The following is a 13,183-nucleotide window of genomic DNA, read 5'->3' as shown; positions in this document are numbered from 1 at the left end:
CCGGCAAATTGGCTTGCCGGTGACAGGGCCGCAAGGCCCAGGTCAGCCTTTGGCAAACTGCAACAGCTTGTCGCCATCCAGCCGGTAGCGCACCCACTCAGCCTGTGGCTCGGCCCCCAGTGACTGGTAAAAACCGATCGCGGGTTCGTTCCAGTCCAGTACGCTCCACTCGAACCGCCCGCAACCTTTGGCCACTGCTTCGCGCGCAATGTGCCGCAGCACATCCCGACCTGCGCCGCCGCCGCGCTGTTCGGGGGTGATGTACAGGTCTTCCAGATAGATGCCGTTGCGGCCCTGCCAGGTCGAATAGCTGTAGAAGTACACGGCAAAGCCGATGGCCTTGCCGTCACGCTCGCAGATCAGGCTGTGCACGGTGCTGCCTTCACCGAACAGGCTGTGTTCGATATCGGCGAGGGTGGCGATCACTTGGTCACGGGCACGCTCGAACTCGGCCAGTTCGGTGATGTAGGCGAGAATCTGGGCGGCATCGGTGCGAACGGCAGGGCGGATGGTCAGGCTCATGCAGGGGCTTCCTTGTGCTTGAGTGTGTGGCGCTGGATGGCGGTACAGTAATGTGTATCTGCATAATATAATCTAACTGTACCGGTCGCAGGGCAGGGCGACTCCGTTAGTGTGACAGCACCTGCAACAATTCTGGAATGCCTGCCAATGCTTGCCTCTGCCGACCTGCTGACCGCCTTCGTGCTGTTTGCTTTCGTTTCCTCGATCACGCCCGGGCCTAACAACACCATGCTGCTGGCCTCGGGCGTGAACTTTGGTGTGCGCCGTTCGATTCCGCATGCCATGGGTATCAGCGTGGGGTTCATGGTCATGGTGCTGGCGGTGGGGCTGGGCCTGGGCGAGGTGTTCAAGGCCTGGCCGGTGCTGTACAGCGTGTTGCGCTATACCGGTGCGGCCTACCTGTTGTACCTGGCCTGGAAGATCGCCACCTCCGGGCCGCTCGGCGCTGATGCGCCCGGCGCGCGCAAGCCGCTGGGTTTCTGGGGCGCTGCGGCATTCCAGTGGGTCAACCCCAAGGCCTGGGTGATGGCAGTGGGGGCGATCACGACCTACACGCCGGCCCAGGGCTATGTGGCCAATGTGGTGGTGATTGCCGCACTGTTCGCCCTGGTCAACCTGCCCAGCGTCGGCGTATGGGTGATGTTCGGCAGCGCCCTGCGCAACCTGCTGCAGAACCCGCGCTGGCTGATGCTGTTCAATGTCCTGATGGCCTTGCTGCTGGTGATTTCACTTTACCCGCTGCTGTTTGTAGAATCGGCGTTTTCATGAACCGCCGAGTACAGTAAGCCGATGCAATTGATCCCCTGGTCATTTGAGGCCGCCGAAGGTTTCACCCTGCGTGGCTGGCGTTCGCCGGCCAGTGGCAAGCCGCTGCTGCATTTTCTGCACGGCAACGGCTTTTGCTGCCTGGCTTACCAGCCGCTGCTGATGCGCCTCAGTGAACATTTCGATTTATGGCTGAGCGATGTCCAGGGCCATGGTGACAGCGATCATGGTGGTGATTTCCGCGGCTGGAACCGCAGCGCTGCACTGGCAGTGCAAGCCTTCAACGCCGGACGTGGTGAATATGGCGAGGTTGCCCGCTACGCCGTGGGGCATAGCTTTGGCGGCGTGCTGACCGGGTTGATGCTGGCCAGCCAGCCGGGCTTGTTTGCCCGTGCCGTATTGCTCGACCCGGTACTGTTCAGCCGGCGCATGATCGGTGTGATGGGCGCTGCTGCGCTGGTCGGCTTGCACCGTCGGCATGCCCTGGCGCGCAAGGCCGCCAGCCGGCGCAGCCATTGGCCCGACCGTGAGTCGGCGCGGGCCTCGCTGCACGGGCGTGGCATCTTCAAAGGCTGGAGCGAAGCTGCTTTGCAGGCGTATGTCGAGCACGCGATCGGTGACTGCGGCGAAGGCGTGGTGCTCAAGTGCCGGCCCAGCCGTGAAGTGGAGGTCTTCAGTTCGTTCCCGTCGCGCATGTGGGCGCAGTTGGCCTCCATTCAGGTGCCAACCCTGGTGCTTTATGGTGAGCAGACCTATCCCTTCGTGCCGCACTCGGTGGCGCGCTTGGCTAGCCTCAACCCTGAGGTGAGCGGCCTTCAGGTCCCCGGCGGGCACTGTTTCATGCAGGAAGACCCGGCGATGGCCGCGCACAAGGTGCTCGAATACCTGCAAGCGTGAGTGTTTGTTCCATTGGTGGAACGATCAATGCCATTTCAGCTGACTACCGGCCGATTGGGCTCATTGGTAAGGTTAACCCAGCTTAGAGAGGAGACTTCTCATGAAAAAGATCCTGGGTATCCACCGTAGCCCTCACGCCCATTGGGTAGGCGATGGTTTCCCTGTGCGCAGCCTGTTCACCTACGACAATCTGGCGAGCAAGATCAGCCCGTTCCTGTTGCTGGACTACGCCGGCCCCTACGACTTCACCTCGACAACTGACCGCCGCGGCGTCGGCCAGCACCCGCACCGCGGGTTCGAGACCGTGACCATCGTCTATCAGGGTGAGCTGGAGCACCGAGACTCGACCGGGGCCGGCGGCCTGATCGGCCCGGGTGACGTGCAGTGGATGACCGCCGCCAACGGCATCATCCACGAAGAGTTCCACTCCCCGGCGTTCGCCCGCAGCGGTGGCACGCTGGAAATGGTGCAGTTGTGGGTCAACCTGCCAGCGCGTGACAAGCGCGCGGCTGCCGGTTACCAGACGCTGTTGTCGGCAGACATTCCCGTGCTGCAACTGGCAGGTGACAGCGGTAGCCTGCGGGTGATCGCCGGTGCCTATCAGAGCCATTCGGGCCCGGCACGGACCTTCACTGCGATGGACGTGTGGGATATGCGCCTGAATGCGGGTGCCAACCTGCAACTGCCGGTTGCCGCAGGTCGAAATGCCGCGTTGGTAGTGCTGCGGGGTAGCGTGCGGGTCAATGGCGAGCGGGAGGCGGGCCCGGCCAGCCTGGTACTGCTGGAGCGCGATGGCGAGGATGTGGCCATCGAGGCGCTCGAAGGCGCCAGCCTGCTGTTGCTCAGCGGCGAGCCGATCGATGAGCCGATCGTTGGCTATGGCCCCTTCGTGATGAACAGCCAGGCGGAGATTGCCGAATCGTTCGATGACTTCCATGCCGGGCGCTTTGGGCAGATGGCGGGCGAGGGGGCTGGCCTGAATCACTGACAGCCTGTATTGGCCCATTCGCGGGGCAAGCCCGCTCCCACGGGATCATGACTGCCCCTCAGGTAGTGACGATCCTGTGGGAGCGGGCTTGCCCGCGAAGAGGCCAGTACAAACCACACAAATCTTGGCATCATGCAACGATGCCTCTGTCCCACCTGCACGCCGTGCACCGTTCACTAAGCGCTTCTGGCCAGCACATCTTGTGGCTGCGCTACCCCACGCCTTACCACTGGCCCTCCACCCTGGCCTTCCTGGCTGCCCGCTGTATCCCAGGCATCGAAACCTTCTGCGATAACACCTATCGCCGCAGTTTCACCGTGGCTGGCAAACAGGCGGTGCTCGAAGCCAGGCCGGCCAGCGGCAATCGCCTGTGCATCCGCTTCAGCGCTGTACCTGCCCGGTCCGTCCCCGGCCTGATCGCCCGCATCCGCCGTTTCTTCGACCTCGACGCCGACCCCACGCGCATCGCCGCAGCGCTGTCCCGCGACCCGTTGATGGCCAGGCTGCTTGCCGCCCGCCCGGGCCTGCGCGTCCCGCAAGGCTGGGACGCCTGCGAGCAGGCCATGCGCACGGTGCTGGGGCAGCAGATCAGCGTGGCAGGTGCCATGACCCTGGCCGGGCGCCTGGTGGCGCGCCATGGCCAGCCGCTGCGGCTGCCGGCCGCTGGTGTGACACATGTGTTCCCGACGGCGCGTGTGCTCGCCAATGCCGACTTGGAAAACCTGGGCATGCCCCGCGCACGCGCAGCCACCCTGGGTACTCTGGCGCGAGCGCTACTGGCGCAGCCGACACTGCTGCGCCAGGGGCAGGCGCTGGAGCCGCTTTTGGCCAGCCTTTGCCGCTTGAAAGGGATCGGCCTCTGGAGTGCCCACTACCTGGCGCTGCGCCAGGCGGGCGCCGGCGATGCGTTGCCATTGGGGGATGTGGCATTGGTCAAGGCCTTGCGCCTGCTGGAAGGGCCTGACGCGCAATTGGCCGAACGCGCTCTGGCCTGGCGACCCTGGCGCGCTTATGCCGCGCAGCATCTGTGGGCATCACTGGCCGGCTGACAGCGCATTGCGCGACCGCTTGTCGCGAAGTGCCAGCATTCGATCGAACGGGCGGGGCCAAACATCGTTCTTCCACTAAGGTGCTAAAGGATTCTCCGCACGATCATTGCCCCGGCGCATGGACGGCCGCTTGGGCATGCGCAATATCAATTGGCACCCTGCCTGCCAAAGGCGTACTCACACACAACAGGCCATCCAGTACAGAGAGGGTCGTACCATGTCGTTGATAGGAGTTTCGATGCTGGAAATGCGGCAGATTATCGAGCAGGCATGCCTGCCCGACCGCTGCGAAGTCAGCTGCCCGGACGGCACCACCTTGACCATCCGCCTGGGTCAGGGACAAAGCCTGGAGGAGGGCGTCACCCTCTCCGGGGTTTCGCTGCAGAGCTTGAACAGTTGTCGCGACCTGGTGAACCTGGTCGGCCAGCTGCACACCCTGCGAGATAGCCACCCGGCAGCACTCAGGGCCATCGCCTGAGCACCGATGTGCACCGGTCAGCCAAGGCTGGCCGGGCGCACGTATTCGGGCATCAGTGCATTGCTCCAGAACAGGATCATCGACACCAGGATGGTCACCAGCAACAGCAGGCCCACGCCCCAGACGCAGCTGGCAAACAGCATGGCCTGCTCCTTGCGCAGGCGCAGGAAGGTCTGCAGGCCGCCATACAGCAATACCGTGGCGTAGGCTGAAGCGGCGAGCAGAGCCAGCAGTGCCAACCAGCGAATCGGCAGCAAGCCGACCACCCCGGCAAAGAACCAGGGCGTGGCGCAATAGGCGGCGAAACCGATGCATTGGGTGAGCGTCGGTTGCACATCGAAGCCGCGCGACATCCAGCGAATCATCACCCCCATCAGCATCACCCCGACCACGGTGGTGGCATACAGCAGCCCGGCCAGTTGCGCGGCGCTGGCCATGCTCAGTTGCACCCGCTCCTGCGCGGCCAGGCTCCAGCCGAAGGTGGTGGTGCCGACGAACAGGCACAAGGCCGGGATCAGGGCCAGCGCCAACAGGCGCGGCAGGTATTGTTGCGGGTGGTCTTCCTCGGCGCGGCGGATGTCGATCCAAGCGTCGGCGGGGTGGGTGAAGAGCTTGAGCAACGGGCTGTTCATGGCGTTCTCCAGAAGGCAGGGCCTTGTAGTTATGGAGATCTGCCGTTTGCAGCAGGTTCAGCCCAGTGCGCCGCCGTTGATCGGCTTATTGCAGCTCCAATAGCAGGTTCAGCCCGCCATCGCCGCATTTGCCGTGGTCACGGACCACCCCGTGATAGCTACGCCCGTCCCACACGAATGCCACGCTGTGGGCGCGTTCGACCTTGTCCGGCAGTGGTGGGCAGATGTGCAGGCGCAGGGCAGGGCGGCCTTGCAGCGTAAGGGCCGCCATCTGGCATTGGCATTCCACGCTCAAGGCTACCGGGCCGAACAGGGTGTCGCGGACGTAGTCGAGCTGCAGGCTGGAGTTGGGCGCACGGCCTGGCAGTTTCATGGCAACTGGGCTCCTGGGCGTTGGCAGCGCAGGAATGGCGGGATGAGCATCGGCGGCTGGCTCCTGGCAAAAGGATGGCACGTATCAACTTTTGGAAGCTTAACGGCGCTGGATGTTCAATTTGTTTCACAGATTTTCATCAGGTTTTTGCAGTGTGCCGACGAAGGGCCGCCGGGCGACCCAGGTTGGAGGACGGTCAATCCAGTTGCCAGTTGTTATCACCTTGGCTCAGTACGCCGCCGTGGTCGGTTCTGTCACCTTCACGTGCTACGGCTTTACCTTCGATTTGAAAACCGGTTGCGCCGGTTTCGATCAATGCACCGCAACTGGTTCGGTCGCCGACTCTGGCGACCGCCTTGCCATTGAAGGTGTAGTGCGTGCTGCCTGTCTCAACCACGCCCGGGCCGTGAATTGGGCAGTCATGGCGGTGGCCTACGAGTATTACGGCTTTCATTTCTGCTCTCCTGGATTGGGGGCGGTGCGGGATTCCAGGTCCATATCAGCGGGCCATTGGACTTTGGGGGCGAGGCGGTCGAATGGGTTGTGATGAACAGCATTTTCCCAATGGTCGGCATCAGGTGATTCTTCACAGGCTTTTGAGGCGCGGATAAAGTCGGGCAGTGCTTCGGGGCCTTGCTGCATGAACAACCTGGCGATGGCCCAGTACTGCTCGCCTTTTTCAATATCGTCGGCAAGGAAAACGCGATCAATTACTTCGTCAGTACCGGGTTTGCGGACGGATAGCATGACCTCTTCCCTCAGCCCGCCGTAACCCATGGCCCCGTAGATCCGATAAGCCTCGGCTGTGAGGTCATCCCAGTCGTAGACTACCGGTTTTACCCCCCAGTTTTTACGACCGAAAGGGTGAAGCAAGTCAAAGCGGAATTGGTAGAAATAGACCTTACGGCGGTGTCTGTTGAAGCGTATGGGTTGGTTGTGAGGCTGCTCGATGTCCATTCGCACATAGGGTGTTAAGACTGCGAATAAGAAGACGCATACTCCCAGGAAGGTAATAATGGAAGTAAAGTCGGTTCTGACTGCTGAGAACAGTTCATGGTAAATTGCTGCTGTTGCGATACATGCGGCTGAGAGGAGTACTGTCGAACCTAGGGTGATGGAAAATCCTCTAAGCTTTAGGGTGTGTCTTGATATTTCGATCATGTTCTCGTCGATGTGTTCCAGTGAAGACTCTATATTGCTACTGATAAGTTGCGGGTGGCTGGGTTGATGGGGCGCGACTAGATCATATTTCCAGCCTGCTGGACGTTTGGGCTTATCCATTAGATTTCTTGCTGTATCGCAATTTCGGCAAAGGCTTCAGGAACGCTACGGTCAGGCCAGTAAGTTATTAAAAGCGAGACAGCCATTATGTTGTGCCTGCCGATGTCTGGAGTCAGAGCAATGCTGCCACTGAATGCTTCATAGGTGCGGCTGCCGTCATTGGGAATCGGTTGCTGCTTTGTTCGGTTGATTACTATTGAATCCGCCATGTAATCAGATATCTTAGGAGGTTTCATTGGCCTCATGGAAGCATATCGGGAAGTTCTTGATTCAATCGGGGGTGGTAGGTGTCGTTCGTTGATAACGACCTCGCCAGAGATTGGATTCGGAATTTCGCCATCTGCCTGACGATGCAGTACGAGAACCCACTGATAACTAGATGTTGTCTCGTTGAAGGCAGGAATGATAATTTGAAATTTTATGCTGTGTTGAAACTCTACGTTGGCCCGCCCTCCTGTTTTCGGGTTGACAGCAATGTCCTTTTGAACGGTGTGCAGTGTCAGGCCGCCAGTCAGTTCTAATGTAGCCGCATTGAGTTCGGCGAAGGCGATGTCTGCCTGGTTCGGCGAATTCCAATGAATGCGAGGGGACTCGTTGGCTTTTCCGAAATAACAGCGTTTGGCCCATGATTCTAGGCGTGTTGACTCCTGTTTTTCAGCCCATTTAATCATGTTGTATGTTGAAATGCTCAGGATGATGGTGAGGCCTAGTGTGCCGAGTAAAAACTGGCTAGATACAGCTTGAATTCCTGTAAGGGTTCCGCCAATGGCGAGAGCTGTGGCCATGGAATACCGAAGTACAGCCCTGTTGTCTCCGGCTCTGTAAGAACGCTTTACGGCCAGCATGGAGTAGGCAGCTTCAAAAAAACCTGCGATAGCACTCACCACTGCGCCAGTTTTGGCGATAGTCCGGCCGAGAGAGGCACTACTACTCGTAGTCATCCTGCGCGGCATCGAAAGTCCGACAAGCTCTACGGCTCCACCAAGGGCCGCAATACAGGACCCATATAGCGCCATCAGGGCTTCACTCGACTTCGGACCGATCACTTTTTCGGCTTTCTTCAGATTCTTTCCAAGGCTGTCACTCAGTAAATAGAGCCCACCCAACGAAAGCAGCAACTCCCAGCCTTTTCCCGTTCCTCGCAGCCCCGTAAAACTGTCACGTACCAACTGCGTTGCTTGGCCCGCACTGATTTTCATGCCATTGAGGGTCTTGCGTGCTTCCAGCTCCAGCGTCCCCGCCGCGACTGTGATGTCTACCAATGCCATCTTGGCGGCATCATTCAACTGATTGACGTTCAGCTTCACTTCCCTGGCCAACCGCTCATGCAGGTCATGCGCCGTGCCTTCGACCCAGACGCTGACCGGGATCACCTGATGTGCGATTTTCGGGTCGAGCACGGCAAGGCTCAGCAAACCGGTCTGGATGATGGGTTTGACTTTGCCTGCTTGCCTGAATATGCCGGCCTTCACGTCTTCGAGGTCCGGCATCATCTGCGCCCGCGCCTCGGCCAGTTTCTGGCTGGCGCTGTTCTGCAGTTCACGCAGGTGCGCGCTCTGCAAGGCGTAGTACTCACCCAGCTTCATCTGCACCTGCAGTTCGATCAGGTGCACACCGTTGTAAATCCGCTGGCTAGCACTGTTCAGGTGCCGCACGGCGTGCTGGATACCGGGGTCGAGCCGCGTCTGCAGGCGCAGGCTGGCGGCATTGACCGCGCCCTGCAGTTCGGTGATGGCCTGCTTGAGCGAATCTCGCATCTTCAGGCCGGCATCTTCACTGGCAATGAATTTGCTCAAAGCGGCGTAGAGCTTTTCGCTGTCGTTCCAGTCGGTCGGCTCGGTCGGCGAGAAGCTTGGCAGCAGTGCCGCCATCAAGGGGGCGTCGCGCAGCAGCAGGGCGCGGTAGGGTGGGCTGTTGGGGTCATGCAGCCATTTCAGCCACAGCGCTTCGCTGGTACCGGGCGCTGGTGGAGATGGCTCAGGGTTGGTGGACGGCGCTTCAGTGATGCCACCGGCCAGGCAGGCAGCGACGGTCTTGCTGTAGGCAATGCCCGATTCACGGTCCCATCCGTCGTAATCGTGCCGCTCGATTAGCGCGAAGGCCGCGCTCTCGCAGAGTTCCGCGTAGGTGACAGCATGCCGGTCGATGAAGGCCTGGAAGCGAGCTTCCTCTTGTTCATACTCCGCTTGGAATGCCGCGCGCCGGGGTTCGTCGTAGCGTTCCTCGAGTTTTTCATCGCTCTCGCGCTGGCGCATTTCGACTATGCGCTGGCGCTCCACCTCGGGATCGGTGAACACCGGCGGCCCGTCGCCTGTCTGTGGTTCGAACGTCGGTACTTCTTGCGCCGCCCATTCACGCTGGGTGGCACGAATGATCTGCAGGATCTGCGACGTCTGCAACTGATAGGCGCGCAGCGGGTCCTCGCGCCAGGCTTGGCGCTTGACCACCCAGTTCAGGCGTTGATGGTTGTACTCCTGAATGAGGCCGACAGTGTCATCGAGCACCACCGCCAGCACGCCGTTTTCCAGCTGATGCCGGGCCATCGCATTGACCAGGTAACCACGCAAGGCAGTCTTGCGCAGGAAGCGACTGTGAAAACCATGGGCACTGTCGAACGGCCCGTTCAGTTGCTGGGCATACTCGAACACCTGGCTGTCGACCTGCAGGTTGTCCGGGGTCATGGCCAGGCCCTGCAACTCGGGGTGCTTGCGCGCCAGGATCAGGTCCAGGCCTTCGAAGCGCTGCGCAGGCGCTTGGCCGTTCTTGTAGGCATCTAGCACGCTAGCCGGCCAGGGATCGCTGGAAAAGGCCAGCCAGGCCGAGCCGTAGGTGTGGGTGTCGACGTTGAGGAAGGACGACGGTATGTCGTGGTTTTCATGCACGCAGTGCTCGGGCAGCGACGGTGGCGGCCCTGGGTTTGGCTCGTAGGGCAGGAAGCGACGCAGGTGGCCTTGCGCGGTGACTTCGTAGGCGTGCCAGATGCGTTGGTCGAGCAGCACATAGAGGTAGCCGCTGCGCAAGGTGCGCAGGCCCATTCGGGTTTGCGTGGCGGGGTCGCTGCCGGGGCGGGTATCGGGGACCACGGCGCGGCGCAGGGGGAGGATGGGCAGGCCCTGGCGCTGGCAGGCTTTGCAGGGGGTAAGGAGAAATTCGACTTCGGCAACGGCGTTGGCAATGTCTTGTGTGATGCTCATGGGTAGGCCTTTGGTTGGGGAGTGGCTGCAACCAGATGGCGCCAGCTCGAATCGGAAAAGTGCGCAAACATCTCGGTGAGGGGCCTTTGCTGCCGGACGGCCATGTCGACCATGTCGCGTACGGCCTTCTGGGTGTGCAGTTGCGCGTGCAGCCGTAGCAGGTGAAGGGCCATTACCAGGATGTCCTGCTCGACCGTCAGGCCAAGTTCGCGCGCGTCATCGAGATGGTTGGCTGTTCGCAGGGCCGCGAATGGCGGGATTTCGCGGGCGCCGGGAAACGCCGGCAATCTCCTCCATGCCGCTAACACGGCCTCTATCAGGGCGGCGTCCTTCTGAACGCGGATGGCGCCCGCAGGCAGGTTGCGCTGGGTATGTGGCTGACCTGTCAGGCTTGCCAGGCTGCCGCCACTGGTCACGAAAACCCAGCGCTCGATCGGCCACCAAGGCCCCTGTTCCGCACGTTCGAACAACGCGGCCAGCAGTTCCAGGCGCAGCGGTTCATAAACAGGGTGAAACGAGGTCGCCCCGGATGCATCGGGTAAACGGCACAGCGCGGTAAGGTGAGCTGCGACGGTGGTGGGCGGCGCTTCGCTGAGCAGCCAACCGCAGACATGACGCTTGCGCCGATGCATGTCGCGTTCGGCGGCCCGTGCTGTTGGCTCCAGCAGTGAGATGCCAGGCGAACTTCCGGGCGAGCCAAGGCAAACGAGCACGGGATGCAACCCGGTTGCACGAGGCAGGTCGGGTCGAACCACGCGTGTCATCGCTTTGTCGCCCAATGCCATCTTCAGGCTTGCGAGTAATGACTGTTCGCTGCCTTCTGAGGCTGCCAGCGGGTCCAGCAGCACATAACTGTATTGCCCGGGGCGGTGGTGTTGGTTGATGAGCTTGATCAAGGCTTCACTGCTCATCGGCCGGTCTCCTCGCATCGGACGCTGGCATTTGCGAGCAGATCCAGGTCCAGGGTATTTCCCGATCCATCGACGGCTGCTTGGGTCGGGCCGAGCAAGGTGAGTGTCAGGCCGTTCAGGGTGATGCCTTGCTGATCCAGCACGATGCTGCCGCCAGGGCTTCTGAACTCGATGCGCTCGCTGGCCTGCAGTTGATAGACCGTGGTTTGCTGGTTCACACCCCCGCCGATGCTGATTTGCTGTCGCCCTTTGATGTGCAACTCGCTCTGGCCACCGATGCTGACATGGTGGTTGGCCCCCGTGGCTTCACGATGGTCATTTGCGACTTGCTCGATAAGGTCCTGGCCTATGTCTACCCGGCTGGTACGCCCGACCCGATCAGTTCGGTCGCGGCCGGTTTGTTGTTGAAGATCGTTGCCAACCGTCAGCTGTTCGTCATTGCCTACCTGCTCGACTCGGTTGCGCCCGACGCGGGTGGTCTCATCGTGCTTGACCACATTGTTCTGGTCTCGCTCGGCATGGATGAACACTTCCTGCTTGCCCAGTTCATCCTCGAAACGCAGTTCGTTGTAGCCATCACCCTTGTGGGTCTGGCTCTTGATGGTCATGCGCGTCTTGTGTTCCGGCAGGTCGTACGGAGGCAGTTGGTTACCGCAGTACGTACGCCCGGTGATCATCGGCTGATCGGGGTCGCCGTTGACGTAGTGGATGATCACGTCCTGGCCGACCCGCGGGATGGCCATCGAACCCCAGCTGCCGCCGGCCCAGCCTTGTGAAACGCGCACCCAGCAGGAGCTGAACTCGTTGTTCTGGCTCTCGCGGTCCCAGGGAAAGCTGACCTTGACCCGGCCCCACTGGTCGCAGTAGATCTCCTCACCGGGTGGCCCGACCACGGTGGCCATGTGCGGGCCATCGACACGGGGCTTGTCCAGCGGGGCAGGGCGCCACTCGGTTCGGCCAGGCACCAGCGTTGCGTTCTGCTGGTAGTGCGTGCCGCGTTCGGCACCGGCGGCTTCTTCCTGCAAGCTGGTGAACTGGCTGCCCTCATGGACGACATGGATCACCCGCCAATGCACGTTCAGGTCTTCACGCGGATGTTCGGTGAGGGTGAAGCTCAGCCCCGGTTGCAGGCGCACATCGTCGCCTTCCACTTCAGCGATGCAGGCATCGTGACGCCGGGCGTCGAGACGGGTCTGGGTAAAGGGTTTGCCTACCGCATCGCGCTTGTAGCGGCCGGGGTAGTCGAAACGCTCGTAATCCGTCGATTGGTGAATTACGCCGCTGGCCTCTGCGCGGTGCTGCTGGTTATAGGCCGGGTTGGTGAAGGTATAGTCGCGCTGCACTTGCCTGGCGGTACGTACCTGCTCGCTATAGCGCAACCGACGCAGGCAGGGTAGCGCCTGCACACCGCCGCTGTTGGCGCGGTACAGCACATGATAGGGGCCCATCTGCTGCTGATCATCGAACAGGCCGTCATCGTCATCCTCGGCCTTGATGACGCCATGGCTGATCAGCCCCAAGGCCTGCACGCGATCGCTGATGATCAGCTTGTGCTGTTTGGCGCTGTGCTCGAAGCGGTAGACGAAGCCTTCTTCAGCCGCCAGCCGGGCGATGAAGTCGAGGTCGGTCTCGCCGGCCTGCACGCAGAATTCGCGCACCTGATGATTGCAGCTGGCATGCAGCTCGAAGTGCAGGATGCCCTGGCGCTGGAGCATCAGCTCGATGATCTGCGCGGCGGTTTTCTGCTGGAAGATGCGCCAGTTCGAGCGCAGACTGGCGCGTGCCAGTTGTGGCTCGACCAGGGCGTGGTAACGGGTACGACAGAAGCCGGTTTCACCCTGGCTGAAGCTGCTGATCAGGCCGTGCACGTAGCGCAGCGGGCGTTCACCACGCCAGAGGGTGAACAGTGCAGGTTTGTCGAGCAACTGGGCAAAGTCGGCATCATCTTCGAAGCTGATCAGTTCCAGATTCAGCTGGAACGGCGTGCTGATCGCCTCGTCGAGCGTGAACGACACGACCTCGAATTCCATTTGGGTCAGCAGCGGCTGAAAGCTGAAGCGCAGGTCGGTTTGGCTGGACATGTGGATCTCCCT

The 13,183-nt window shown here is 61.2% G+C and carries 13 protein-coding genes; 5 read left to right on the top strand and 8 right to left on the bottom strand.

Features of this window, described 5'->3' with window-relative positions; all coding sequences use genetic code 11:
* Window positions 1-42: 42 nt before the first annotated feature.
* Window positions 43-522 carry a GNAT family N-acetyltransferase gene (locus OCX61_RS15130; protein ID WP_261940229.1) on the bottom strand — a complete coding sequence of 160 codons (480 nt, stop codon included), beginning with the start codon at window positions 520-522 and terminating at the stop codon, window positions 43-45.
* A 147-nt stretch (window positions 523-669) separates the two neighbouring features.
* On the opposite strand from OCX61_RS15130, the gene OCX61_RS15125 reads away from it, so the two are divergent.
* From OCX61_RS15125 to OCX61_RS15105, 5 genes are all read left to right on the top strand, one after another.
* Window positions 670-1,290, top strand: coding sequence for a LysE family translocator (locus tag OCX61_RS15125; protein WP_261940228.1), 621 nt, complete (start codon window positions 670-672; stop codon window positions 1,288-1,290).
* Between the two features lie 21 nt (window positions 1,291-1,311).
* On the top strand, window positions 1,312-2,184 hold the full coding sequence (locus OCX61_RS15120) for an alpha/beta fold hydrolase (RefSeq protein WP_261940227.1): 873 nt from the start codon (window positions 1,312-1,314) through the stop codon (window positions 2,182-2,184).
* A 100-nt stretch (window positions 2,185-2,284) separates the two neighbouring features.
* Window positions 2,285-3,172 (top strand): pirin family protein, encoded by an 888-nt coding sequence (locus tag OCX61_RS15115; protein WP_261940226.1) that lies wholly within the window; start codon window positions 2,285-2,287, stop codon window positions 3,170-3,172.
* Between the two features lie 140 nt (window positions 3,173-3,312).
* On the top strand, window positions 3,313-4,221 hold the full coding sequence (locus tag OCX61_RS15110) for a DNA-3-methyladenine glycosylase family protein (RefSeq protein WP_261940225.1): 909 nt from the start codon (window positions 3,313-3,315) through the stop codon (window positions 4,219-4,221).
* 217 nt (window positions 4,222-4,438) lie between these two features.
* Window positions 4,439-4,699 (top strand): DUF1652 domain-containing protein, encoded by a 261-nt coding sequence (locus tag OCX61_RS15105; RefSeq protein ID WP_054885291.1) that lies wholly within the window; start codon window positions 4,439-4,441, stop codon window positions 4,697-4,699.
* A 17-nt stretch (window positions 4,700-4,716) separates the two neighbouring features.
* Here the strand turns inward: OCX61_RS15105 and OCX61_RS15100 are convergent, their stop codons facing one another.
* The 7 genes from OCX61_RS15100 to OCX61_RS15070 all read right to left on the bottom strand — a co-directional run bounded on the left by OCX61_RS15100 (window position 4,717) and on the right by OCX61_RS15070 (window position 13,171).
* Window positions 4,717-5,331, bottom strand: a complete 615-nt coding sequence (locus OCX61_RS15100; protein WP_261940224.1) for a Yip1 family protein — start codon at window positions 5,329-5,331, stop codon at window positions 4,717-4,719.
* 85 nt (window positions 5,332-5,416) lie between these two features.
* Entirely contained in the window at window positions 5,417-5,704 is a 288-nt protein-coding gene (locus OCX61_RS15095) for a hypothetical protein (protein ID WP_261940223.1), read from the bottom strand.
* Between the two features lie 196 nt (window positions 5,705-5,900).
* The gene (locus tag OCX61_RS15090) at window positions 5,901-6,158 is read right to left on the bottom strand and encodes a PAAR domain-containing protein (RefSeq protein ID WP_261940222.1); all 258 of its coding nucleotides are present in this window, start codon (window positions 6,156-6,158) and stop codon (window positions 5,901-5,903) included.
* Window positions 6,155-6,985 carry a DUF6708 domain-containing protein gene (locus OCX61_RS15085; RefSeq protein ID WP_261940221.1) on the bottom strand — a complete coding sequence of 277 codons (831 nt, stop codon included), beginning with the start codon at window positions 6,983-6,985 and terminating at the stop codon, window positions 6,155-6,157. Before OCX61_RS15085 ends, OCX61_RS15090 begins: the two co-directional genes overlap by 4 nt.
* Entirely contained in the window at window positions 6,985-10,179 is a 3,195-nt protein-coding gene (locus tag OCX61_RS15080) for a T6SS effector BTH_I2691 family protein (RefSeq protein WP_261940220.1), read from the bottom strand. Before OCX61_RS15080 ends, OCX61_RS15085 begins: the two co-directional genes overlap by 1 nt.
* On the bottom strand, window positions 10,176-11,090 hold the full coding sequence (locus OCX61_RS15075) for a hypothetical protein (protein WP_261940219.1): 915 nt from the start codon (window positions 11,088-11,090) through the stop codon (window positions 10,176-10,178). The genes OCX61_RS15080 and OCX61_RS15075 overlap by 4 nt, the downstream gene beginning before the upstream one ends.
* Window positions 11,087-13,171, bottom strand: a complete 2,085-nt coding sequence (locus OCX61_RS15070; protein ID WP_261940218.1) for a type VI secretion system Vgr family protein — start codon at window positions 13,169-13,171, stop codon at window positions 11,087-11,089. The genes OCX61_RS15075 and OCX61_RS15070 overlap by 4 nt, the downstream gene beginning before the upstream one ends.
* Window positions 13,172-13,183: the final 12 nt, after the last annotated feature.

Origin of the sequence: Pseudomonas sp. LRP2-20 (genome assembly GCF_024349685.1) — a bacterium.
Classification (GTDB): Bacteria; Pseudomonadota; Gammaproteobacteria; order Pseudomonadales; family Pseudomonadaceae; genus Aquipseudomonas.
This window is presented reverse-complemented; position numbering and strand designations above follow the sequence as displayed.

What these genes read in the sequence shown, in the direction of transcription:
- OCX61_RS15125 (WP_261940228.1), top strand. Translation starts at nt 670, where the DNA reads ATGCTTGCCTCTGCCGACCTGCTGACCGCCTTCGTGCTGTTTGCTTTC.
- OCX61_RS15070 (WP_261940218.1), bottom strand. Translation starts at nt 13,171, where the DNA reads ATGTCCAGCCAAACCGACCTGCGCTTCAGCTTTCAGCCGCTGCTGACC.
- OCX61_RS15130 (WP_261940229.1), bottom strand. Translation starts at nt 522, where the DNA reads ATGAGCCTGACCATCCGCCCTGCCGTTCGCACCGATGCCGCCCAGATT.
- OCX61_RS15105 (WP_054885291.1), top strand. Translation starts at nt 4,439, where the DNA reads ATGTCGTTGATAGGAGTTTCGATGCTGGAAATGCGGCAGATTATCGAG.
- OCX61_RS15120 (WP_261940227.1), top strand. Translation starts at nt 1,312, where the DNA reads ATGCAATTGATCCCCTGGTCATTTGAGGCCGCCGAAGGTTTCACCCTG.
- OCX61_RS15110 (WP_261940225.1), top strand. Translation starts at nt 3,313, where the DNA reads ATGCCTCTGTCCCACCTGCACGCCGTGCACCGTTCACTAAGCGCTTCT.
- OCX61_RS15095 (WP_261940223.1), bottom strand. Translation starts at nt 5,704, where the DNA reads ATGAAACTGCCAGGCCGTGCGCCCAACTCCAGCCTGCAGCTCGACTAC.
- OCX61_RS15100 (WP_261940224.1), bottom strand. Translation starts at nt 5,331, where the DNA reads ATGAACAGCCCGTTGCTCAAGCTCTTCACCCACCCCGCCGACGCTTGG.
- OCX61_RS15090 (WP_261940222.1), bottom strand. Translation starts at nt 6,158, where the DNA reads ATGAAAGCCGTAATACTCGTAGGCCACCGCCATGACTGCCCAATTCAC.
- OCX61_RS15115 (WP_261940226.1), top strand. Translation starts at nt 2,285, where the DNA reads ATGAAAAAGATCCTGGGTATCCACCGTAGCCCTCACGCCCATTGGGTA.
- OCX61_RS15080 (WP_261940220.1), bottom strand. Translation starts at nt 10,179, where the DNA reads ATGAGCATCACACAAGACATTGCCAACGCCGTTGCCGAAGTCGAATTT.
- OCX61_RS15085 (WP_261940221.1), bottom strand. Translation starts at nt 6,985, where the DNA reads ATGGATAAGCCCAAACGTCCAGCAGGCTGGAAATATGATCTAGTCGCG.
- OCX61_RS15075 (WP_261940219.1), bottom strand. Translation starts at nt 11,090, where the DNA reads ATGAGCAGTGAAGCCTTGATCAAGCTCATCAACCAACACCACCGCCCC.